The sequence below is a fragment of the Vibrio sp. Of14-4 genome (assembly GCF_022347625.1).
GTDB lineage: Bacteria > Pseudomonadota > Gammaproteobacteria > Enterobacterales > Vibrionaceae > Vibrio > Vibrio pristinus.
Genome location: NZ_JAKRGI010000010.1, coordinates 1 through 24329, shown reverse-complemented (window position 1 = coordinate 24329; position 24329 = coordinate 1). Strand labels below are relative to the sequence as shown.

Below are 24329 nucleotides of genomic sequence, written 5' to 3'. Positions count from 1 at the left end.
AATGAAGGAACAGAATCAGTTAGGCGATAAAATAGCGACAGTATTTAGAGTACTGGGGATATCCCAGTATTCTTTACTGAGACAGCAAACATATATAGCCATTCATCCATTTTATGGTTCGTGCATAGTTAAGTTTGCTTTCACGGTCACAACCAAGCAACAACTCAACACCGAGGCTGTATTTCTCCACAATCATAATGAACTCTGTTGGCCTAAATACATAGACTACGGTTCCACTATGGGGATGGACTGGCTGATAATAGAGTTTTTTGACACCTTATGTGGCAACATGCGTAACTTTAACATTGTGGAAAGGCAAAAAGTTACCAAAAGCGCGGAACAAGCTCTGCATACTCTCCATAGCAAAGGCTACATACATGGAGATATCAAGCCTTCCAATCTTATTGTGACTTTATCTCACGAAGTCAAACTGATTGATTTAGGCGGTATAGTCCCGATCGGCTCTAACTATAGAGAGCATAATGTGCCGTCTTTAACTCCTAAATTCTGCCATTTAACCCCCTTCCTTCGAACTGGACAAGCATCCCCTCAACATGACTATTTTTCACTAGCAGTATCACTACAAACCATTTGGAAGAAACATCCATTCGAAGACTTATCCTTGCTAGAGTTTGTTAAAAGCAATGATGTGCCTGAACTTGAAGCACTCTTTAGCCGCTATCAGATTTTGATTTCTAAACAAATCAAACTGGCTAAACGGTCTACTCACTAATATCTTTCAACTCAGGTCAACACCTGATAAAAAATCCAGCATTCGTAGTTTACTCTAGTAGGAGCGGGCCTTTTTGGGCTTGTGGCTCGCTAATTGCCATACAGGCCGTTTTTAAATTCACAGAGTTATATATGAAAAAGTTTAAAATTTTATTATTTGTGCTGATGTTTAACCATTTAGGGGTTGCCTTCTCAGAAACCTTAGCTAACGAAACCTATCCCATATCACCGTATAATAGCAATGACAAAATCAAAAATCGCAATCCACTCATTATTGCTCACCGAGGAGGAACCGCCGATGGTCCAGAGAATACGATTCCGACTATAGAATCATCAATACAGAGAGGCGCTCATATAATTTGGATAACAGTTCAATTATCTAAAGATGGTATTCCGGTATTGTATAGGCCAAGTGACCTGTCAGCACTCACAAATTTAACAAAATCAACAAAAGTGTCAGCAATGACAGCCAAAGAGTTGGCCTCTTTAGATGCGAGTTACAGCTTCTTCAAAGGTAAAACGTCGAATACCAGAAACTTATATAAGATACCAACGTTAAAGGATGTTTTAGTTAAATTCCCACATACAGAGTTTTTTATCGATTTAAAGTCTCCCGATGCTGAGGCCAAAGAGTATATAAGGAATGTTGCCGATGTTATTGAACAGACAGACTCAATTGATAGAACAAGAATTTACTCTACGTCAGAAACATACATAAACGCAGCCAAAAGTCATTCATCTCTCAATGTGTTTAAAAGCCGAGCTGAAACAAGAGATGTTTTATTTGGCAGTAAACTTTCTAATCAATGTAAAGCCACCAGTGGCCAGTCCGGTTGGCACGCTTTTGAATTAACACGTAATGTAGAAGTTGTAGAACACTTTATGCTCGGAGAAGGTCGAACCAAAGCAACTTTCAGATGGTCAAAAGACGACTTATCATGCTTTGACAATACCAATAATAACATTGTGCTTATTGGCGTTAACAGCCTAGAAGATTACCAGTATGCTAAATCACTCGGAGTTTATGCTATCATGGTTGATTCACCAAAGGCAGCTCAATGCTACGAAAGCAGCACTCAAAAACTCGATATATGTGAAGGGTCTTAACTTCGCTACGTTATATCATCAGAAATAAATAACTTTAACAATAAAGAGGGGTTTGCTAACTATCAAGACAAACCTCTCGACATATAGCAAAATGCCTCACCAGCAATTCACATATTGTATAAGGACGATACTCCATCGAAAGGTGGATGGTTCCTAATTTAGCAGACGACAATTTATAAAAGAAACCTAACTTAATAAAACTAAGGTAAACACCGGATATTTTTTAAGCCAACTGATTCTTACAATCCCGTGTGAGTCTCATATCAATATCTCAATTTAGATATTTGGTTTTATTGGCAATTTAAATAGAAACTACCGGAGTCATCTAAATGACCATAAAAAATTTACCCTTAATACTTATTCCGCTTGTCCTAGCACCTGAGGCTATGGCAGCAAATAAAACTAACGACATAAAGCTAGAAGGCGCAATCGGCCTATTGAACGGTTCATCAACCGAGTTAGTTTACGACGATGGACAGAAATTAAGCCAGCTTGATTGGAAGATTGAAAATGTTCCAATCATTAAACTCGGTGCTACTTGGGATATCAATGAAAAGTGGACCATTAAAGGCGGTTTTTGGTCTGTTATGAGTGATAATGGTGACGCTCATATGGAAGATCGCGACTGGGAAGATCCCAATCAATCTTCACCAACGGATATATCCATCAGTCCTGATACCAAATTGAGAAATGCTTATGAAGTGGATCTTAACGCCACTTATTGGCTGTTAAGCGAAAGTAATTACAAGGTTGGTGCGTTAGCTGGATACCAGTACACTCAGTTCAAATGGGATGGCATTGGAGGTACCTATTGGTATAACAATGGTGCTGATGTTGGGTCATTCCCCGATAATTCAGTGGGTATAGACTATAAGCAAGAATTCAAAGTATTTTACCTTGGCTTAGCAGGCGAATACAGTATCAATAAGTCTGATTTTGGTGCTCAAGTTAAGTGGAGCCCTTGGGTTAATGCCAAAGATAGAGACAACCATAATGCAAGAGATCTAACGTTTTATGAGCAAAGTAATGGTAACTCGGACTTTGTTTCATTGACTCTTAATTATGGCTATAACTTTACCCCTAACGTTAAATTATATGCAGAATACGCATACACAATTTATGACGAAGCTAAAGCAAACACAACCATGATTGATAACGCAACTGGTGAGGTCGATAGTTTTGATAACTCTGCAGGCCTTGACAATAAAAATTCACTAGTCTCCATTGGTTTAAAGTATAGTTTTTAATAAAAAAGACTAAGAGAGCAATAAGTTATGTAGTATGCTTGGTAGCCATGTTTTATCATAGAGCATACTACATAGAGACTAAAGAAAATTAAAGAAATTAGTTAATATGAAGTATTTTCACTCAAATATAGATAACCTAAGCCGCTTTCCTAAATCATAAGTAGCTCACAAGTTCTAAGAATGTAATAACTTTGATAAGCCGTCTAACCAGTAACTCTTAAACTTCGTAAGCCTCAAAATTAGATTCGCTTTCTAATAAGCTAATTGAAAAACAGACAGTTACTACCCTGCCAAACATAAATTTTAACCTCACTAACTTTCAGTTTTAAAACATATCATTGACGAACAAATAACATATGAGTATTGTTGCATCACTAATAGTGATGAGCAGGCTAACACCACACATGTGAAAAGGTTGCTCAAGTTAGGTTTAAATAGAACATAAGGAATATAAACTATGTTTAAAAGTTTTATGCGACACCTTGTGTGTGTGTTCATCGCAGCTCCCTTAGCAAGTCAATCTATCGCGTCAGAAGAAATTGAAAAGTTACATTTTCTAATACCTGGTGGAGCAGGTGGTGGCTGGGATATGACAGCAAGAGGTATTGGCGACGTGCTAGTCAAAGAAGAGCTTGTTGACCAAGTATCTTTTCAAAACTTATCTGGTGGTGGCGGTGGTAAAGCTATTTCACACCTAATTGAGACAGCAGAACGCCAACCAAACACTTTAATGGTAAGCTCTACTCCGATTGTTGTCCGTGCACTCAATGGAATATTCCCTCAATCTTTTCGAGATTTAACTCCTGTTGCGGCAACTATTGCTGATTATGGTGCCATAGCTACTTCTACAGATTCACAATATACAAGCTGGCCTGATGTTGTGAAAGACTTTCATAGCAACCCTAGCAAAATCAAAATCGCCGGCGGCTCTGCACGAGGAAGCATGGATCATTTAGTCATCGCAGCAGCCTTTAAAAACGAAGGATTTAACCCGCGAAAAGTAAAATATATATCTTATGATGCAGGCGCTAAAGCAACCGCCGCTCTATTGTCAGGAGAAACGCAACTCTTATCTACAGGTCTCGGAGAGATTCTTGAGAAAGCTAAATCCGGTCAGTTAAAAATTCTCGCAATCACAGCTCAAAAGCGTATTGATGTGGCTCCCGATATCCCAACTCTAACTGAATATGGCAACAACACCGTTTTTGCCAACTGGAGAGGTTTTTTTGCAGCTCCGGGAATCAATCAAGAACAAGTAGATAAGTGGAATCATGCACTGAAAAGAATGTATAAAACTGAAGAATGGCAAGTAGTTAAAAATCGAAATGGATGGATGGATAACTATAAAGCAGATAAAGACTTTTATGCCTTTCTTGAAGGTCAGGAAAGACAAATAGGGAGATTAATGAGTGAACTCGGTTTTCTAAAATAAGCTAAATCCCTTTAACTTTCCGTACATGAACGTCTCAATCATAGAAGCGAAGTTTTAAACTTTTAACTAACCAAGTTTAATTTTAGTACCATTGCTATTTGAGCGCTCATGTACGGTTTGACCTATAGTAAATTGCGAGAGTTAGCCATGCCAAAGTCCTCATCGAAATATTTTCATACCAAGCAGATACAAGCCAATAATAACTTACCAAATAGAGACCGAGTTAGTGCCCTAATATTCCTTGTTATATGTTTTAGCTACGGTTATCAAACAACGCAAATACCTCTCTTTCCAAGTGATGAGTATGAGCCATTCACAGCCAGAACACTTCCGACACTATTAACTTTTGCAGGGATTGGTTTATCATTACTACTGCTGGTAACAGCCAAGCCAGATGCTAACAATGAAAATACCAAAATACTCAATTATAAGCTTCTGATTAAATTTTTAGTATTGATGGTTTTATACGGACTTGGACTTACTTACATTGGTTTTGCCCTTGCAACAGGTACATTCCTCCTGATTGGCTTTTATTTGCTTGGCGAAAGGAGAAAAACGGTGTTGTTTGGTGCATCTTTCCCATTTGCAATAGCCTTTTATCTTTTATTAACACTAGGCTTAGGTATTTATTTAGAACCGGGCATAGTTTTCTCCAATTGGCTGTAAAGGTATAGCATTATGATAGATGGAATATTACAAGGACTTTCCACAGCAGTCATGCCAATGAATATTTTGATGGTCTTTATGGGCTGCTTTGTTGGTACTTTTGTCGGTATGATCCCTGGGCTCGGACCCATATCGGCTATTGCCCTCATGATTCCAATCACTTACAGCCTTGAACCTTCATCAGGTTTGATTCTTATGGCTGGCGTATATTATGGTGCCGTTTTTGGCGGCTCAACCTCTTCTATCCTAATCAATGCTCCCGGTTGCTCGTCTACAGTCGTTACCGCGTTTGATGGCTACCCTATGGCTCAAAATGGTAAAGCTGGTAAAGCGCTGGCACTAGCCGCTTACTCTTCATTTTCTGGGGGAACTTTATCGGCTGTAATGTTGCTAGTGGCTGCTCCAGCACTAGCTAGTGTTTCTCTCAGTTTCCAATCTCCCGATTATTTTGCACTTATGCTACTTGGGTTATCTGCTGTGGCTGCATTTGCTGGTAAAGGGCAAACTCTCAAAGCTTGGATGATGACTATACTTGGGCTTATGCTTTCAACAGTAGGTGTCGACAAAGGCGTGGGAGTAGAACGCTTTACCTTTGGTCTAACAGACCTAATGGATGGTTTTAGTTTTTTAATGCTGGCTATGGCAACCTTTGCCCTAGGTGAGACATTAATTGGTATGCTTAACCCAATGCCCAAAGACACTCAAAATGAGGAAAAAAGCAAATTAAGTAATATCGGTAGTATGAAAATAACCATTGAAGAAGTAAAAGAAGTCACTCCTGTCTCTATTCGCTCGTCTATACTCGGCTTTTTCACAGGTGTTTTACCGGGAGCAGGAGCGACTATTGCTTCATTCCTTAGCTATGGAATGGAACGCAACTTGGCTCCCGCGGATAAAAAACAGGAATTTGGTCAAGGAAGTATTCGAGGGTTGGTTGCACCTGAATCAGCAAATAATGCTGCATCCAGTGGATCGTTTGTCCCTTTACTAACCCTTGGAGTTCCTGGTTCAGGCACTACAGCAATAATGCTGGGAGCGTTACTTGCATATGGAATTCAACCTGGCCCCAGATTGTTTGTTGATCATCCAGACGTGTTTTGGTCAGTTATTATCTCTATGTACTTGGGCAATTTGGTGTTGATAGTCTTAAACCTACCCATGATCCCTTATATATCCAAGCTACTTTCAGTTCCACGCACCATACTATTACCCATGATACTATTTTTCTCTATCACGGGAGTCTATCTAGTATCATTTAATACTATTGATGTATTTATTATGTTAATTATCGCAATCGGCGCCATTTTATTGCGATTAGCGAGTTATCCATTAGCCCCCCTGCTGCTGGGGTTTATCCTTGGTGGCCTAATGGAAGAGAATTTGCGAAGATCGCTAATGCTCAGTGATGGAGGATTAAGTTTCCTATGGGAGCGCCCAATTACGCTCACTTTCACTACTTTGGCGGCCCTTGTTATTACCTACCCTCTACTTAAAAGTTTAAGTGCTTGGATTACTAATACTCTAAGGCTATAAATCAGACAGAAAGGTATATAGAAGGTTTGATGAGTCAGCTCGGTTTTCTAGGTTAGGAAACCGCTGTCATTTAATTAGTAAAAACTAGACTTTCACATATACGCTGAAAAAACAAACTCGCTCTAAACTATTAGTTTAGAGCGAGTTATCGGCTTATTTAGCCCCAAGAGCTACTCTTGATGCTTTTGCTGGATTTTTCTGAATATGCTTCAGCTTCAAGCAAGCCACTTCAACTAAATCGGTTGCGCCACAAGCCACTTCCTGCTCAAAAGAGATACTTGCTTTATATGTCTTATCAGGATTTTGAATACCACGCACTTGCTCTTCAAGCTTGATCACTGCATCGGCATAATTTTGAATCAATATACTGACCATATCTCTACTGATGCCCTCTTTCACCACCATGCGCATCACTGCAATGGCTGGCACATCGTGATTTGCAGGCTTAATAACATTATCATTTTTATCTTTGATAGGCGGTGTTTTTTCAAGCGGCATAGTGAAAGCAGGCACTACCCAATTAGATTGCTTAAGCTTGTCTGATATATCATGAACTGAGTACAAATAGTTTTCAATATCATCATTCGTTAAAGGTTTATCCTGACCATCATATTTTAGATTAAGCCTTACAACAGATGCTGGAAAATAGTCGGCGTTATTGATGACTGAAAATATTGGTTTGTCTTTAAAAATTACCGTTTCCGAAGCATCATCTTGAGCATTTTTATCATGCTCCGTCACCGTTAAGCGCAAAGAGCCTAACCCATTAGACAAATCTCGTGCTAACGACATCAGGTTTTGTATTACCGAACCATAACCTCTTTTACCTAATCGTAAAAAATTATAGTACTGAGCCAGAACCATTGCGCTGCCCCGCGAGAAATTAAGGCTGTAGGTAGACTCATCAAAGCCAAGGACATTAGTTGTAATAAAAAGCTTCTCTGGGATTTCATGAAAATTTTTCCATAATGCCCAACCAACCCCAGGGTACACTAAACCAAATTTATGACCAGACACATTGATGGTTTTCACTTGCTCTAACTTGAAATCCCAGTTTAGTCTCTGTACTTGATTCTCATCACGGAAGGGTTCAATAAAACCACCGCTGGCACCATCGACATGCAGTGGCACATCCCAGCCTTTTTGAGAGTCATTCTTTATATCGACCAGCACTTCGTTAATTGCTTCGACAGGATCATTCTGCCCAGTGTAAGATGTCCCCATAACAGCGACGACACAAGTCGTGTTCTCATCGACAGCTTCTCGTACTTGGTTCGCTGAGATAACGAAGTTGTTTTCTTCACTAATTGGAATCCATTTTATATCAACATCAAAATACTGAGCGTACTTGACCCAGGTGATATGAACATCAGAGCCAATAACAATATTTGGCTTATCAAAACGTTTACCTTGGGCTTTGCGTTTCTTTTTCCATTGCTCCTTGTGAGATAGAGCGCATAGCATCAAAGCTTCAGAAGAACCGATTGCTACCGTTCCCCATCCACTGGGTATGTTTTTATCATCAGCCAGTTCTTGCGCCGTTTTCATGTTGTGTGGCGCGTTGAAAAGATCCAGTAACATCCTTACGCAACGTTGCTCTATTTCTAGAGTACGGTTGTATACTTCCCCATCAATGTAGTTTTTACCTAAATTATCCCGAATAAGCCGATTTGCTTCTTCGTCCATCACTGTGGTCACGAATGACGCCATGTTAAGCGTTGGGTTACCATCTAATTGAAGCTCGTCACGTATGAAGCGATATACTGCTTGTGGGTCATGTTCAATGTCAGGCATTTTATCGCTAGGCACTTCTTCACGGAAAAGGCTACGGCCGTATGTTGGTGTGCTCGCTGTCTGCAGTTCAATATCGTTAATGTTTCCCATTGTTGCCCTCTGAGTTGGTTAGGTTAAAACTCATTGAGCATAGAAAGCAAAGTATATGAACTCAAGCTCGTATTATAAATTAAATATCTAGCTTCCTAATCACCATTTTTGCCAGCGTGCTTTCATCTCTGCAATTGTCTTTGCATCAACACCATGGATATTCTCGTAATTACCATTACATTCAATCACTTCAAACTCAGCGCCATATTGCCTAGCCATTTTAAAGTAAGGGGTAACCTCCCATTTCATAACGAAGGTATTGGCAACGACAACACTCTGTTTGTTTTTAAGGCTCTTACGAACCATTTTTTTACACCAAGAATGCGCTTTCGCTATGTCATCAGGATTGAATTGATACTCGTTGTGTTCATTAATGAAGTACATGTCTGCTTCATAATGGTTTATGCCAAGAGTCTTAGCTAAAGTGCTTTTACCTGAACCTGGTAATCCACGCACAATGATTAGTTTCAACACCATAAGTAACCAATTCGAATAACAAGGCCCTAACTTTACTCTAAAACATCATAAAAATCTTATCGACATCAAGAAAGGTTTACGTTAGATTCAGAAGTATAGACGTCTAAATAGCCAAGGAAGTAAGCCGTGCCAATAAAGATCCCCGATCAATTACCTGCGAGTGATGTCCTCCGTCAGGAAAACATTTTTGTCATGCTAGAATCAAGGGCTTCAACTCAAGGAATTCGGCCCCTTAAGGTACTCATTCTTAACCTTATGCCAAAAAAAATAGAGACTGAAACTCAATTTCTTCGTCTGCTTTCAAATAGTCCGCTGCAAATAGACATTGAGCTGCTTCGTATTGACGATAGGCCCAGCAAAAATACGCCCACGGAACATCTCAATAATTTTTATCGACAGTTTGAAGCGGTAAAAAACCGCAACTTTGATGGATTGATCATCACAGGCGCTCCACTCGGATTGGTACAATTTGAAAATGTCATTTACTGGGAGCATCTGCAAGCCATTATGGCTTGGGCAAAAGAACACGTCACATCAACATTATATGTATGTTGGGCAGCTCAAGCGGGGCTAAAGCTCCTTTATGATCTCCCCAAACGTACGCTCAAAGAAAAACTTTCAGGTGTTTACCATCATCAAATTCATCATTGTTTTCACCCTTTGCTGCGGGGATTTGATGATACATTCCTAGCACCCCATTCTAGATATGCCGACTTTTCGCCTCAATATTTACAAGAGCATACTGACCTCGATATTTTAGCGACATCCGATGTGGCTGGCGTATATCTCGCATCAACCAAGGACAAGCGTAATGTCTTTGTTACTGGGCACCCTGAATACGACGCGTTAACGCTACATCATGAATACATTCGTGATTTAGGCGAAGGGATGGAGCCTTCAATTCCAGTACATTACTACCCCAACGATAATCCAGACAACCCACCCGTTGCTAGTTGGAGAAGCCATGGACATTTGCTATTTTCTAACTGGCTCAATTACTGTGTTTATCAACAAACACCTTATGATTTGGACAAGTTTAGTGAAGAAAACTTTACTAAAGATGATTAGCACCGTTTAGATAGGCGTTAATAGTAATTGCCACAGATTAATAACATTTGAAACGGCTGGGTTATTCCAGCCGTTTTTATATTGGCATCTCTGCGTGACTATTGTCCCTCAGTTTCTAATGCCAAATTGAGCGACTTAACCGCGTTAACAAATGCACTTTCTATTTCTCTTGGGAAACTATTGGGGTTTTCTCTGACCATTTTTAAACGTTGTACGCTCACCCATAGATCCAGTGCGGTATTGTCATCAAAACTGGAACGATATTCCTGAAATATTTCAGAATGACCATTTGCCATTTCTTCAAATAATTGCATCAATGCATTACGATTATTTTGTATCCAACTATCCCATTGCTGAATACGGTTCTGTTGGTCATAGATTCGATGCAAATGGCTGAAACTATCTATTTGGCTAGCCTGAGAATCTTCTGTATGTTGGGTAACCTGAGAGGCTTCTGTATCATCCTCGGGCTGCTGCAACAATTCAGCGATAGGCTTAGCATAGACAACTCTTGGGGTATCTCCAGACACGTCAACGGTTATCAACATACGTTGTCCGCCTTTATTTGAGTAGTTGGGTGGGTTCGCCGCCGACAACTCGTTCCTGCAACCACTGAATGTGACATATTTATATTGTGAGTTCTTAAGGTCCAACTGCTGAAAAACATCACTTAAGCTCGCCTCTGAGAAAGCAAAGGTTCGCTCACGAACGGTAAGCACATCTGTGGTCCTTGTTGTGCCTTGACGATTATTTATTATCGCGTCCACTATGTTAGCTTCCGTTTCCGCACCACCACTATGCCGCCCTTGATATTTAAATATTCGATAATCTTTTATACTGCCAACATCACTTGAACCAGAGGCATCAACGACATTACGTTGGAACATATGTGTGCTACCTGTAGTTTTATGTGAATTGAACGTATGGCCTGAGCTCGTTACCGTTGAGTGTGGGCTAAAGTTAGGATTGTTCATAATCTCTATCGAGGGATCGGATAATGTCCTTCCATGCGGCCCTAAGAACTCCATAGTGACCCCACCTGGAACTTTAATGTCTCCCGTTTTAGGAGCACGGCTGGCTAAAGACGCACTTTGATGATAACCACCGTGAACTGATATCAACAAAGTATTTGCTTGAACGCCATCGTTAGCGGTGTAAAGCATAAAATCATCCCCAACCTTATTTCTAACGACAGAAGCTGTTTCCCCGCTAGGGGTAGTAAATGACTTTAATGACTGACTATCAGGCTTTTGACCACTTAACTTAGGCCAAGAGAATCCATCCGTGCCACCTTTAGTAATCGGTGTTCGCGCTTCAGTTTTAGTCTTTTCGACAGACTGTCTCGGACGTATAGCTACATGTCTTTCTGGAACTACCTCACCAATATCTTGCTGGTCAATTTTAACCCCAGTTGTGGTACGAGTAATTACTACACGGGTCACAACCGTTCGAGAAGAACTATTATCCTGTTGTAAACCATTTGTGGCTGGTGCACTTCGCAAGTTTTGACCAGGTACATTTGTCCCACTGTCATGAAAATGAATGTAAGAACTGGGGCCTTTCCCTCCCGCGCCCATTGGCTCACGACACGCAACAAATGACACTTCATCATAATTACTTAATCTGCCGCCAGGCCGCATTTCATGTATAACATCTCTAAGTGATTTATCCCAACCAGCACTTTGATCAACAACGACTACATCAGTTGGTATAACATCCTGACCTGCCTCGTGCATTGCGCGGTTTTCCCACACGGCCCCCATATAGGCATTAAGTGCGGTTTTCTCATAATGTTTAACTTTGTAGTTTCTTATATCTCCTGCATATTCCTTAAGATCTCCAATACCCGTCGCAGACAGCAGATCTACATCATCAAAATCACCAAATTCAATACTTTTACTTCTACCCCCAGACATAGAAGCATACTTCTTGGGTTGCCCGTTGATAAACATCTCTAGGCCGATTCTTTCTTTCCCTTTCGTTATAGGGTCAGCGGCTTTATCAGGAACATCGGCAAGCGTATTACCGTGTGGCCCGTAGAATACAACCTTCTTCCCTGGTGGAATGTGAACCAAGCTAGGTTTATCGTCAAAAGCAGCATGAGCGCTAATGACAAGTCTTTTAGCAGGGTCACCTTTTCCCCTAATTAGTTGGAAACCGTTTGGGACAACGTCAGTATCCGTAATGACGTCCGGCTTAAGGTCTGGAGAGCTTTGTTCCAGTCTATCGAGTTCTCTGCTCCCTATTGCTTGACTTTCCTCATATACAACACCATGCCCACCAAGTTGTTGTTCATTTTTTGCTCTTGTCTCCTCGATTGTCGATAACTTTTTCTTACCTTTTTCAAATTTTTTGAGGTGTCGTGTAAATTCATCTGAATTGCTATCCAAGGTCTTGAGAAAGGCATTATAATCTCTCTCATACAGTGCTATGCTAACCGGACGATCTTTCATATATGATGCTAGTTTTGGCACACCTTGTTCATCTACGTATGCTTCTACTCCTCCCATCAGACGGCTTGGTTGGTTAGTCTCTTCGACAGGTTGTCCGGCACGTAACTTTTTAGCTATATCACCAAAAGTTACTTCACCTTCACCAACTTTTATCATCCCATTACCCGGGTATGGTGAGATTTCAAGCATAACTCCGTGTCCCTTGCCTCCAGTTAGCGATTTTTCCCACCCGACCAATTTCTTTATCCGAGCAGCAGCTCCGGATAATGGTTTTCCAACACCTCCAGGAGTAGGTAGGCCCTGAATGCTTGGCCCCGGCATGCCTGTCCTCACAAAGAAATTAGTAAAACCATTAAGAGATTCTTTAGTTCCTTGCTCGATTGGGAACAGCCCCTTAAAACGTGCAGAAGGGCGTCTCGGGATCACCCTAGCATAGATAGTCTGTAACTCACCGATTTCGTTAGTTACTTTTCTAGCGCTATTGGCATCTAAGTAACTCAATATGTTGTCTTGATTACTCGATGATAATCCTATCGGTTTTGCCCCCACCTTCGTATCAGAAAATATATAATCTCCACGACTTGAGCGTACTGCAGTAACAGGCTGACCATTGTCTTGTATCACGGCTCTCAGATATCCCTCTCTCACATTTGGCGCAGCTAACCTCTGAACGGCGACACTACTTTGTAAGTCAAGTTCACTAAAATCTTCAAGCACTGCATTAGCAACCGTTCCCGGTGGATATGAGCGAACCAGATTTGTCATTTCATCTTCCAAACTCTTGAGCTCATCTATATCACGACGAATCTGATCCAACAAAACATCTATATCTTCGCTGAACTGCTGCGCCGTATCAGATTTCCATACAGCCGAAGACGCTTGAAAATCACTTGGAACATCATCGATTCTCGGGCCTTGCCTTCTCAAACTACTGACTAGAGTGCTTAAGTCGCCGATTCCATCTCCAGCTTGTCGCGCAGACTTCAGCGCTTTTAGCGCCTTGATTACGTCGCCAGCACTCGACGCCATACCTAGCGCATCCAGAGGTGCTAGGGCCAAAGGAATGAGTCCACTGGCCCTTTCTTCAGGCGAGTCTCCTTCAACAAGCAAATACACCCCTTCTGCTAGCCCTACTCCCAAGCTCGCAGCATCAACAATCATTGCAGCACCCGCCACACCGGCAACCACGGCAGGAGTAGCTGTACCTCCACTAACGACGATTGCAGCGATACTTAGTGCAAACGCTGGAACCGCTAAAACGCCACCGACAATCTCGAGAGCTTTCTTTGTATTCCATTCAGCATGAGAGGTAAGCAGAGCATCAGCGTCTTGTCTAAGCCTCTCCAAATTTCTTCTACCAATAGTATCGAATATGTTGTCATTACCATTTAGAGGTAAATGGTCTAACTTGAGGCCTGCATCAACAGACCAACCAAAAGCCCGATCATCCTCAAGTGCGTATTCGGTACCATGATAGTAATTTGATCCAGCTTCAAACCTATCTAGCTCCTTGCCTGGTGTGTTGCCACCTGGCAGATCAGGCTGCTTATCAAACTCGCTCATGTGCGAAAGGATGAAGTTTCTATTTGCGGGGTTACTGAAAAAGCTATCAAGAGATAGTGAATCATCCGCATACCCGTCTTCATCAACAGAACGTTTACGTTCAAACTCGATAAGCGCTCCGTCAGATTGAAGGCTCACAAGAATATGGTGGTCACCTTTTCTAATGATTAGCATTCCTTCTAGTGGAAAATAATCACCCCTTTTCCCTTGCAACCCTGGAATAGACACCTCGACAGTATCGGAACCCTTTTGCATTTCTAGAATCAGAGCTTTTCCTTCAGGACTTAACTTGCCGTCACGCTCAGCAGAAGTAACGAGCCTGTCAAAGGTCGCTTTAAGGTGATCCGAGTACTCTGAGAAATGGTTTGCTTCGAACTCGTTGATTTTGCCTTCAACCAATCTTTGCATGTCCGTTTTGGCTTGTGGGCTGTAAAGTTTCTTAAAAAGCTCCTCTCCACTGAGGCCTTGATATTGAGGCGGTAACTGATAATCACCGGCAACTTCTACAGTATGAGAACCTGTAATTCCTTGCCAATAGCTTTCACCCAGTGCCTGAATCAAATTTGTTTTGACAATATGACCACCGCCACTATCACCGATAGATGACACAGCTAAATTAGAAAATATGCCGCGGCCATTTATTCTATTTTCAGAGCTATACGGAAAAATGAGTCTATCCAGTGGCGCTTCTTTACTAAGACCAAGCACTCTTCCCAGAGCGTTCCTCGCCGGTCTCCAATTCTCCCGCTTAGCAGGATCAGCAAGATCTTCGAGAGCCGATTCCATACCATCAAATGAAATACCGTCCATTTGATTTACAAGACTGACATGTGAAAGCAAGAATTCATGATTAGCTTCATTAAGAACAAATGCGTTCAGATCGTCTTTAGAATTATAAGTTTGAACCTTGCCAGGTGGCAGCAAGCTGATCATTGTATACTTATCACCATCTCTGATAAGCAACATATTTTCCAACCTAGCTCCATCTATTACTGGCTTCATGAAAAAGGGCAAAGCTTCTGTTGAAGTCGTAAAGTTGGGAGGATTCAATGCTTTATGCAAAGTATTCCTGACATATTCTTGCTCAACCTTATCTGGCATAGCATCAATCAAGGCTGTTGTGCGCTGTTCCAACAACTTACTGTACTTTTCTGGGTCCCAATTGATTTCTTCACTCCCAAGTTCAGTCCTGTTCACTGAATGGAAGTAAGGCTTACCCATTTTTTGTTCAATTAACCGATAGTAGCTAACATCCAGCCTAACCTTTTCAAGCTTTTCCACTTGAACTTTTCGACTATCCCCTTCATTGGGCATTGTATATAAGTTTGCAGCTGGTAGTTTGGGATAGCGATACACGTAGTTAACGTTCTCAGGCTTTGAAATACCGCGCTGTTCCCAATATTGCTTAGCGATGGTTTGGTGATTCAAATCTCCCAGAAGTCCCGCCATTCTGTGGCTTCGTATGATCGATCTCTCATAAGCCAACAGGCCACCATGCACTTCAATGTCTCTAATTTGTTGCGCTTTGGTATAAACACCACCATTAGGTAGGCTTTTGTCTTGTAGCCCATCAAAATAAAGCTTTTCTATCTGTGTGCTATCCTGATGCAGATTGGCAATTTCTCCGTTTCGATATTGCAGAATCCTTGACAGGGCACTTTCTTGATCAAGTTCCGGGTGACTCTTTACAAAGAGTTCTTCACTTGGCAGCAAAGGCAGTTTAAATTCATCAAAACTTGGGCGCTGATAGATCTCGGCTGTGATATTTTTTATCCGGATAGAGTGCTCCGCACGGTCAAGTTCTGATTCAAAGGCTTGTTCAGACAAGGTATAAATTATTTTGTCGAAAGAACTTGTGCTCGCTTCTTTTTTCTCCTTCAACGCAGCTAATATCTGCTCGTACTGCCTTGGCTCAATGTCACTTCCACCAAGACCAAGCTCTGTTTTAACCGCATTCATTCGAGACAATACTCTTTGCTGAAGATACTCGTCTCGCGATTCCTTATGTCTCATATTGCCAATGACTATCAGTGCATTCTTACGAAACTCATCATTGATAGTCATTCCCCTGGGACCACCTGTATTGGGCTGTCTCGCTATAACATCCTGTTGTTCAATAAAAGCGCTAAACTCTTCTTCGCTATACGCTAGGGAATACTCTATGACGAACTTATGGTAATCAATCATAGGCTGAATCAGCTCATGTTTGAGAAAATCGGAGCTAAAAACGTTATCAAGGATCTCTGCATCAACCTCTGACAAAGGAGGACGGAAAGCACGTAGTGCATCACTAAAATGATTGGCGTCATTTGAATCAGCGGCTTGCTTTAATAATGAAATAACTTCAGAAAAAAATGCCGATTGTTCATTCCCTCTAGCTTGAGCCGCCATTTTTTCAATTCTTTTGAGGTTTTTTTCAAGGAATTCTATTCGACCGTCAGTGCTATATATATCCCTGATCTTCTTATAAAACTTCACCTTAACCTGTTCGACATCACCATTAAAACGTGTAAAGAATTTATTGGCTTGTCTGTACCTAGCGCGTCTGGCTTGGCTCTGATAGTTTCTTTCACCTTCTTCCCCTGTATGGCGAGCATAGCGAGCAAGTGAAACTTCTTCATCGGTGACATGCCCTTTTACATTCATGCTGTCTTGCACATCATATGGGGCAATATCATCATTCCATATATCGTCCAAGCCCGTCCAATAATCTTCCCGTAAAACGGGGGGTTCTTGTTTGTAATCGTAAAACGCTCGGCGATAGTCGTTTTCTGTTACAAAGCCGTTAGTGCCAGATGCTCTTGAGACATTGTCCTCTACCCATTTAGGGTCTGAAAAGTAGAAGGTATCACCTAATGAATCCGTATAATCGACGCCACTGATAAGGTGTTCATTCATCGGGTCTCCTTGCCCCCTTAGAATAAAATTCTCACCATGGGCACTAACAATTGCTGGGTTGTGGTACAGGCTGATATGTTGCACTTCATGAGTCAGTGATATTGTAGGATCACATTCCAACCAAGGACGAGCCTTCAGTTCATCCGCACTTGATGCCGACAATGTATTATGGGGATCAAAATAAATGGTCTTTGTCAGAGGACTTGCGAAATTGGCAAAATACTTTTGGCCATCCTCACCAATTCGCATGGGTTTAGCGGCATGATGAGAGCTTATCGTAATACCAAGTTCATTCATTGCCTTAAGAGTGTTTCTACCTACTTCAGTCTGCTGAAGTGTCCGTAAATGTGAGCGAACTGTCTCTCGATATTCGTTGCTTCCGGATATACTAATTCCCTGTAAATCATGCGAAGCTGCTACTGATTCTATAGATTCTTCGCCTTCATCAAGAACATTATTTCCGCCATCTGTATCCTCTGCAAACAAAGGACTCCAACTATCAATTAATCCTTTATTTTGGAGATCTTGCATATTCATATCAAAACTGTCTGACAGTTCTTGCCTGAATGTTTCCTGAAGTTCAGCGATGTCAGTCTCAAAGGCGAGGTCTTGAGTAGCAATCATCTCATCAATAACTTCTTTAGGCAGTTTGTCCTTCATTTCCTCTTTAAACTGCTGCTTCATCTCTTCAAATTGAGTTGTTATTCCCTTGGTATAATTCTGATAGGCTTGGAGAAGCTTTTGCTTTTGTTCTGGTATTTGTTTACTCGTCAAATCGAGCTTTAAAGCCTTGAGTGCTTTTGCTTCCATCACTTTACTTGTTGCTGCACTTGCGAGTAGTGACACTGGCATGAACATTCCTGTAACCGCAGCTTCAACAGCAATGCTCTTCAACCAAGAATCTGTCTTAATTTTATCTTTCGGGTCAACCATCGCGTTATGTGCATGTGCACTCATCACTATTGCACTACCCGCTGCAGTCTTTATCGGTCGAGGTACAAAAGACATAGCAGCTTTAAAACCAAGCTGCTTCAGTCTGTTATTAACCACGTCTTGCACAACTTTATATGGGTAGTCTTCCCCGGGCATGACACCCGTTTTGATCTGATGGACCTTATACGGAATTGTAAATGACGCTATCGTTGTTTTAACTCCCGCTTTGACTGTGCCTTTAACTAAAGTGACGGTAGCACCAGCCGCGAGGTCAACACCTCCCTCAATGACCGCGTAGATCACACCTCGAGTCGCTTGTTTCTGCCCCCACTTTACCGCAAATTCTGCAAACGACTTTTCTTCTGCAAGGTGTTGATCTGGTTTTTTGGGCAAAATAGTTTTATCTTTACGTGCGTAGTGCCACTCTTGACACATTCGAGTCGCGAATAGAATCCCTTCTGGGTCATCATCTGACTTAACAGCATCAAGCAAGCCCTCAGTTTGCAATAGTTGACGTAAGGATTCAGTCGTAGGAATTTCCGTTTCAGGCATCATTTCATTAGCCTTCATACCCCAGTCTTTGGCGACTTTAGCATGTCGAGAAAATGGGTCGAGACGCTTACTTGTTAAAGAAGTAATTTTTAAATCGAGATTATCCAAATCACTCTTGCCCGATACGCTTGCAATACGAGTTTGGTGAATGATGTCACCTAGCTCATCTTCGGTGAATGATGTTTTGCCCTTCAGCTCGTTAAAAATATCGTCTAACTCGGTGATTACCGGATCATAAAAGTTGGAGTCAATGATCTTATCGAGTTCTGTCTTCAGTGTTGCCTGTCCCCAATCTGACAAGCTATCTGAATGCGAGTTAACAAGCTCCCTCAATAAACTGGGCAAGCTGGCAACTTGAGCTTTAATATCCTTGGATACGTCTAATGCTTTACTACAGGCTTGATTAAACTCCCTGACTTTAATAGCTTTATCATTGCTTTCACCTGAGTTCTTGGTGTTTTTATCATGAGCTTTTCCAGTAGAAAAATCATCAATCACTGCCTGGGCTAAATCTTTCATCGCTTCAGCGGCAAAATCCGCTTCCAAAGGCTTATCTTTTTTCAAGTTTGTGGCGGCTGCTTGTAGGGGATTTAAATCATATTGCATACGCAAAGCTGGTTGCTGCATTAGCCAATACATGCTGCGTACAATAGACTTTACTTTCAGCTCCTCAGCTTTCAAACCAGCAGGCGCGCTGATCCTATCAAATCCAACTTTTCTCGCTTTTTTATGACCAACATCTCTCCAGTGATTAAGCGCATACGATGCAAGTTCACCTTGCTTTGGAAGCTCTTGTAGTACTCCTAGAGTGCTCGAGGGTAAGCCTTTAACTTTTTCTGTGAGTGAGTTAAAGGCTTCGCGTGCTTTGTTGCTTGTGTCTACAAAAAAGCGACTTATTGTTTCTTTAAAGGGGAGCTTTTGAGTAACGTAAGATGGTTTGTACTCCCATGCGTCTTTGGGCTTGTTAAAGGTGCCAGCTTTTCCACGAAACTCATTGGCACTTTCATGCACCAAACTTTGGATATCGCCAATGATGTCTCTTGGCATCGAAAAATAGTCGGTGCTCAATACACCCTTATCATACCTGTCTAACTTCGCGTATAAACTACACAATCGATTGTTATTGGCCGTCAGAGTCTTCATAACCTCAGTGCGTTGCTTGACCAAATGTTGGGTCATCAACTCTTGCCCAAAAGAGCTGCAAAGCTTATCCGTCGCCGATTTGAACTCAAACTCACCTTTGCGATTTTTGAAAAAGTCATCGCTATGCCAGAATTCATCGGCCGTCTTCTTTTCCCATTGAGATAAAGAGCCTATAGTCGCATTCATCTGGCTCAACTTTAGCGCTTCATCTACGGCTTGAATGCTCGATTTTACGTGACGTGCAAACTGAAAAGCTAGCCCTCTATCGTCCGAATTAACGCTCGCTTTGTCTTTAATTTTATCTAGAAACCGCTCAATTCTTTCTAATATTTCTTCACTAGGTTGCAGATTAGAAACCTGTGAGCTTTGCTTCGATCTTATCTCGGCAATCCTTTCACGCAGTGATGGTATTAACCCTTTGTCAATCTCAATGATAAGCTCGTTGTAGCCTTTTTCGATAAACTCTATTGCTTCTGGTTGCTTATCTTTTAAAGCTTCAACAAGCAACTGTTTTGGCAAATCTAACGCCGCATCAAGACGTCTAAGCGGGTATTCTTTCAGGCCAACTCCGCATTCTTTTTCTATTTCTCCATACACACTTTCTACAACATCAGAGCGCCTCAACGGAAATACTGTGTCAAATTCACTCTCTCCACTTTCCTTTTTGCCACTCAGTTTGATGTTGGTGCGATATAAATTAGGCCGTTCAAAACTAGGCATCTTGTGCTGTTTTTGTTCGTTCACGCTTTTTATATTAGCGATAGCTAATTCTTGCTTATCTTTTAAAACAGGAGTGGCATTTGCTCCCATCGCTTGCTGAGAAGATGTTGAAGAGGCTTTTGAGACTGCGGGCATAACGTGTATCCATGAAGTTTTAAGAGCTGCAACCAGATCAACATTCTAATAACATTCGATTGAGTCACTTAGATAGACATTGGAGGTTCTGTCCAAAATCTTGCACTCACACACGAACACCATTACTTTGAGTAAAACTGGCTATTCAAAAAAAATATTGATACAACTATCACAATTGATTATATGAAAATGAAATGGGTATTTGTGAGTCGTTATGACAGGATATAAAAAGGTGTAAAAGCCCTAGTTTTTAACTTAGCGCTCCTTATGTAAAAAAAAATTAAAATCGTTAACAATTAGAGCACGTCAAACTTAATTGTTAAAATTATTACCAATATAAAAACATTCTACTCAACCACTTATTGAAATCGTTACATGTTTTTTCAACAAATCTATCAATAGCGATTTGAGGTAATGGGCAGCAAAGAGCAATTGATCGGTTGTAAAAACTCGAAAACAATGCCGCTCTTGTGCCTTCCTACAATGAACTACCAAATGTGCCGAGCACTTAAGTTTTTGGCATTATTTCTATCATCTGCTTAATCTCAGCAATGATCTTGGATGGGCTTTTCCACAGAATAAAGTGCCCTTCGCCTTCAACCTTAACCAATTTTTTTAACTGGCCTGATAAATGGCGCATGGCAAATATTGAGTTATCGGGATCGGCAATGGTATCTTGGTCACCATGGATCAAAGTAACCGGTATTTTGTTTAGAATTTGCCAGTTTTTAGTACTCAATAGTGATAATTCATCAGCAAGGGTCATCATCTCGCCATTTGACGTAGACCAGTTTTGATTCAAAAACAGACCGATTAACCAAGTATCAGCGAGTATGTTATACCATTTGGGCGTTTCTAGTTCTGGGTCAAAAGCTGGGGCAACAAACACCAAACCATTCACCAGCTCGGGCATTTGTAAAGCTAGAGAAAGCGCGATTGGTCCACCAAGGGAATGCCCCACCACAATATTCTTTTTGTCACTCGCAAGCAGTGGTTGAAGATGCTTTGACTGCTGACTAATTTTCGTTTCGAGACGATTAGGAGATTGACCATAGCCTATTCGGTCCACAGATATCAATTGCGCATGATCTAAAAGCCAAGGATCAGACAAATAGTCTTGATACCCTTCTTTACTGCCAGGAGAGCCATGAATAAAAATCAAGCGATAGTCACTTGATGGATTGCCCAGTTCAACATAAGCAATGCCCTCTTCGGTATAGTGCGTTTCTGTATCTAGCTCAGAAGCCAGAGAAGATTTAATCGACAGTCCAGCCAGAAAGCTAACAATAGTCGCGCAAACCACTTGTTTTCTCACACTTTGTTTCCTTATGTTGCTTACATTCTTGTCATTCAACTCGCACAAATGCGCTGATAATGATGAGACCGGAGAATAAGCGTAATACATTCAAATTAATGTAGAAAATACTGAAATCACAATGCAGATTTTTATTATCTTGGCTGCTTTGCTTTTAACTGCCTGCACCGCTTCATTAAGCAGCGATAACCTAGACTCGACTCAAAGACTTAAAGCCGATGCCAGAATTACACTTGGGATGAATTATATGCAGCGAAGTCATATGGTGAAGGCCAAACAAAATTTTCAGATGGCGCTTGAGCATGCCCCCTGGTATTACCGCTCACAAATTGCGATGGCACGCTATTTTGATACTGTCTCTGATTATGAAAAAGCGCATAAGTGGTATAAAAGCGCACTACGCAGTGAGCCAAACAATGGCCAAGTGCTTAATGATTACGGCAGTTTTCTTTGTAAGCGCTCGCAATTTAAGCTGGCTCAAACACAATTTACAAAGGCGGCGACGCTAGACGACTATTATCACATTGCCGATGTTTATCAAAACTCGGCTCTATGTTGGTTAAAAGAGGGCAAACCGGAACAAGCCATCATCCACTTTCGACACACCCTTGCCCGCGATCCTAACAGGCCACAAACTCTGTTAAATTTAGCGAAACTGGAAATAGAGCACGGGGAGCTTAACCAAGCATTAAAACATCTGGACCACTTCACAACGACATTTGGTCAACATCCGCTTTCGATAGCACTTCTCAATGCCCTAGAGGAAAAAAAATCCCAAACAAATCAAAAAATAAATTAGCGTTGGTGCTTATTTCGTTGCTGTAAGGGTGTGTTGCGACGTTTTTTCACCCGCGAAGCGCGCTGAATTTTAAGGTATTCGTTGCGTACAACAAAAACAAAGCCCACCAAGCCAATCAAAAAAAGCAATGCAAACAACACAAGTAAAGTATCGCACAACCATTTGGGCTCACAGGGCATATAGATTTCGAATTCCATCAACCTCGCATCCTCTCTGTTATATGCCGTAAAGCCGCTATTTACTGTTCAGGATAGCCGTATTAATTGATTTAAGCCGCAAATACGCCTTCCTATTTCGAATCGGTTAGATTTTTCACTATCATAAACAAACGAGCATCTAGCTCCAGTTGGTGGTAATCAGGCTCCATATGGCAGCAAAGCTGATAGAACGCCTTGTTGTGCTCTTTTTCTTTAAGGTGAGCCAGCTCATGGACAACCAACATTCTTAATAATGGTTCTGGCGCTTGTTTAAACACACTGGCGATTTTGATTTCATTGTTGGATTTGATTTTTCCACCATGCACTTTCGCCACATAAGTGTGAAGCCCCAATGCATTATTGATCAGGTGTATTTTGTTATCGTAAGTCACCTTCCTAAGCGGCGCGGTCTTTTTCATATAACGGTTTTTAATCGCCATAGTGTAATCAAATAGCGCTTTCTCACTTTTAATCGTGTGATGCTCAGGATAACGCTGATTAAACCAAGTTGCCAAGCGCCCATCTTGGTACATTTTTGTCACTGGGGTAATAATATGTTCTGGGTAGCCTTGAATATAGCGAAGCGCGGGTTCCATACTTATCCTCACTTTGCGCATCATTGAGTGAGCGCTATTCTAATCGATTCACGCTTGCCATTCATCTGTTATTGATTACACTCTTGGGTTACTCAATCAGTAGGAACACCTCATGAAACGACTTGTCCTGTATGTCAAAGACAAATGCCCGCATTGCAAAGAAGCGCAGCGCTATCTTGACGCCAAGGGCTATAAATACCGTTTAACCAACGCCAAAATGCAGCGTGGCCGCAAAGAGCTCGACGCCATTGGTGCACGCTCTCTGCCGGTATTAAAGATTGGTGACCGCTATATGATTGGCTGGAACCCCAGTAACTTTGAGAAGATGTATAAAAGTTAAAGCGCGAGCGTTAACCGAGTGAATAAAAAAGCCCCTTAGCACTTAAGCTAAGGGGCCTTGGGTTTATTGCTTGTTAAGTATCTTCAACTTGATGAGGGAATAACTGTTTATACTCTGGATCTAGAGCGTAAAAGCTTGGAAATTCCCCTTTTACCAACCACAGCGGCATATATTCACTGTCAATGGTCGGCTCAAGGCCACGCGCTTCGAAAGCGTGTGCGGCCAGCGCCGTGATCCAAATAGCAAACCAGCCTTTTCTATCACCTTTAATATTGGGTGAATCTGCTTTGCCGACATCGGTGTAATACTGAATATGGCTTTCCAACGCTTGCTTAAGCTTCGCTGGGTAGCGCGTTTCCCTATCTGGGTGGTGAATCGACACCAAAAGCTCCGCCAAGGGCAAGAGCAAATAATTGGAGTAATCTTGCACTAGCTCTCCGCCAACATACTCGGGGCTTGAGTAGCGCACCAAATCATTGATCCGCTCACCAATTGGTACTGGGTCATCGTCAATAAAAAATGCTCGCACTAAGCGAAAC

16 protein-coding genes are annotated in these 24329 nt (G+C 41.5%); 9 read left to right on the top strand and 7 right to left on the bottom strand.

Going from position 1 to position 24329, the window contains the following annotated elements; translation table 11 throughout:
- Position 1: 1 nt before the first annotated feature.
- The 6 genes from MHN79_RS11115 to MHN79_RS11090 all read left to right on the top strand — a co-directional run bounded on the left by MHN79_RS11115 (position 2) and on the right by MHN79_RS11090 (position 6717).
- Entirely contained in the window at positions 2 to 733 is a 732-nt protein-coding gene (locus tag MHN79_RS11115) for a protein kinase (RefSeq protein WP_239172953.1), read from the top strand.
- Between the two features lie 131 nt (positions 734 to 864).
- Entirely contained in the window at positions 865 to 1839 is a 975-nt protein-coding gene (locus MHN79_RS11110; RefSeq protein WP_239172952.1) for a glycerophosphodiester phosphodiesterase family protein, read from the top strand.
- 329 nt (positions 1840 to 2168) lie between these two features.
- On the top strand, positions 2169 to 3086 hold the full coding sequence (locus MHN79_RS11105; RefSeq protein ID WP_202408486.1) for an omptin family outer membrane protease: 918 nt from the start codon (positions 2169 to 2171) through the stop codon (positions 3084 to 3086).
- 472 nt (positions 3087 to 3558) lie between these two features.
- Positions 3559 to 4518 carry a tripartite tricarboxylate transporter substrate binding protein gene (locus MHN79_RS11100; protein ID WP_239173120.1) on the top strand — a complete coding sequence of 320 codons (960 nt, stop codon included), beginning with the start codon at positions 3559 to 3561 and terminating at the stop codon, positions 4516 to 4518.
- Between the two features lie 147 nt (positions 4519 to 4665).
- A complete protein-coding gene (locus tag MHN79_RS11095; protein WP_239173119.1) occupies positions 4666 to 5184 on the top strand; it encodes a tripartite tricarboxylate transporter TctB family protein in 519 nt (172 codons plus the stop codon).
- 12 nt (positions 5185 to 5196) lie between these two features.
- Positions 5197 to 6717 carry a tripartite tricarboxylate transporter permease gene (locus tag MHN79_RS11090; RefSeq protein WP_239172951.1) on the top strand — a complete coding sequence of 507 codons (1521 nt, stop codon included), beginning with the start codon at positions 5197 to 5199 and terminating at the stop codon, positions 6715 to 6717.
- Positions 6718 to 6870: 153 nt separating this feature from the next.
- Here MHN79_RS11090 and MHN79_RS11085 read toward each other — a convergent pair whose 3' ends face one another.
- Both MHN79_RS11085 and MHN79_RS11080 read right to left on the bottom strand, forming a co-directional pair.
- Complete coding sequence (locus MHN79_RS11085; protein ID WP_239172950.1) at positions 6871 to 8601, bottom strand: glutamate decarboxylase; 1731 nt, start codon at positions 8599 to 8601, stop codon at positions 6871 to 6873.
- A gap of 99 nt (positions 8602 to 8700) precedes the next feature.
- Entirely contained in the window at positions 8701 to 9078 is a 378-nt protein-coding gene (locus MHN79_RS11080) for an ATP-binding protein (protein ID WP_239172949.1), read from the bottom strand.
- Positions 9079 to 9204: 126 nt separating this feature from the next.
- On the opposite strand from MHN79_RS11080, the gene metA reads away from it, so the two are divergent.
- Positions 9205 to 10146 carry a homoserine O-succinyltransferase gene (gene metA, locus MHN79_RS11075; RefSeq protein ID WP_239172948.1) on the top strand — a complete coding sequence of 314 codons (942 nt, stop codon included), beginning with the start codon at positions 9205 to 9207 and terminating at the stop codon, positions 10144 to 10146.
- Positions 10147 to 10244: 98 nt separating this feature from the next.
- Here metA and MHN79_RS11070 read toward each other — a convergent pair whose 3' ends face one another.
- Together MHN79_RS11070 and MHN79_RS11065 are read right to left on the bottom strand one after the other, a co-directional pair.
- Entirely contained in the window at positions 10245 to 20543 is a 10299-nt protein-coding gene (locus tag MHN79_RS11070; RefSeq protein WP_239172947.1) for a putative adhesin, read from the bottom strand.
- 508 nt (positions 20544 to 21051) lie between these two features.
- Complete coding sequence (locus MHN79_RS11065; RefSeq protein WP_239172946.1) at positions 21052 to 21858, bottom strand: alpha/beta hydrolase; 807 nt, start codon at positions 21856 to 21858, stop codon at positions 21052 to 21054.
- 121 nt (positions 21859 to 21979) lie between these two features.
- Here MHN79_RS11065 and pilW point away from each other — a divergent pair, with 121 nt between their 5' ends.
- Complete coding sequence (gene pilW / locus MHN79_RS11060) at positions 21980 to 22657, top strand: type IV pilus biogenesis/stability protein PilW (protein WP_239172945.1); 678 nt, start codon at positions 21980 to 21982, stop codon at positions 22655 to 22657.
- Here pilW and MHN79_RS11055 read toward each other — a convergent pair.
- Both MHN79_RS11055 and MHN79_RS11050 read right to left on the bottom strand, forming a co-directional pair.
- On the bottom strand, positions 22654 to 22854 hold the full coding sequence (locus MHN79_RS11055) for a hypothetical protein (protein WP_114785800.1): 201 nt from the start codon (positions 22852 to 22854) through the stop codon (positions 22654 to 22656). The genes pilW and MHN79_RS11055 overlap by 4 nt on opposite strands.
- A gap of 92 nt (positions 22855 to 22946) precedes the next feature.
- Positions 22947 to 23450, bottom strand: coding sequence for a M48 family metallopeptidase (locus MHN79_RS11050; protein ID WP_239172944.1), 504 nt, complete (start codon positions 23448 to 23450; stop codon positions 22947 to 22949).
- 112 nt (positions 23451 to 23562) lie between these two features.
- Here MHN79_RS11050 and MHN79_RS11045 point away from each other — a divergent pair, with 112 nt between their 5' ends.
- The gene (locus tag MHN79_RS11045; protein ID WP_114785802.1) at positions 23563 to 23790 is read left to right on the top strand and encodes a glutaredoxin family protein; all 228 of its coding nucleotides are present in this window, start codon (positions 23563 to 23565) and stop codon (positions 23788 to 23790) included.
- A gap of 73 nt (positions 23791 to 23863) precedes the next feature.
- Here MHN79_RS11045 and MHN79_RS11040 read toward each other — a convergent pair.
- Positions 23864 to 24329, bottom strand: a 466-nt coding sequence (locus tag MHN79_RS11040) for an Imm49 family immunity protein (RefSeq protein WP_239172943.1), incomplete at its 5' end; no start/stop codon positions are given.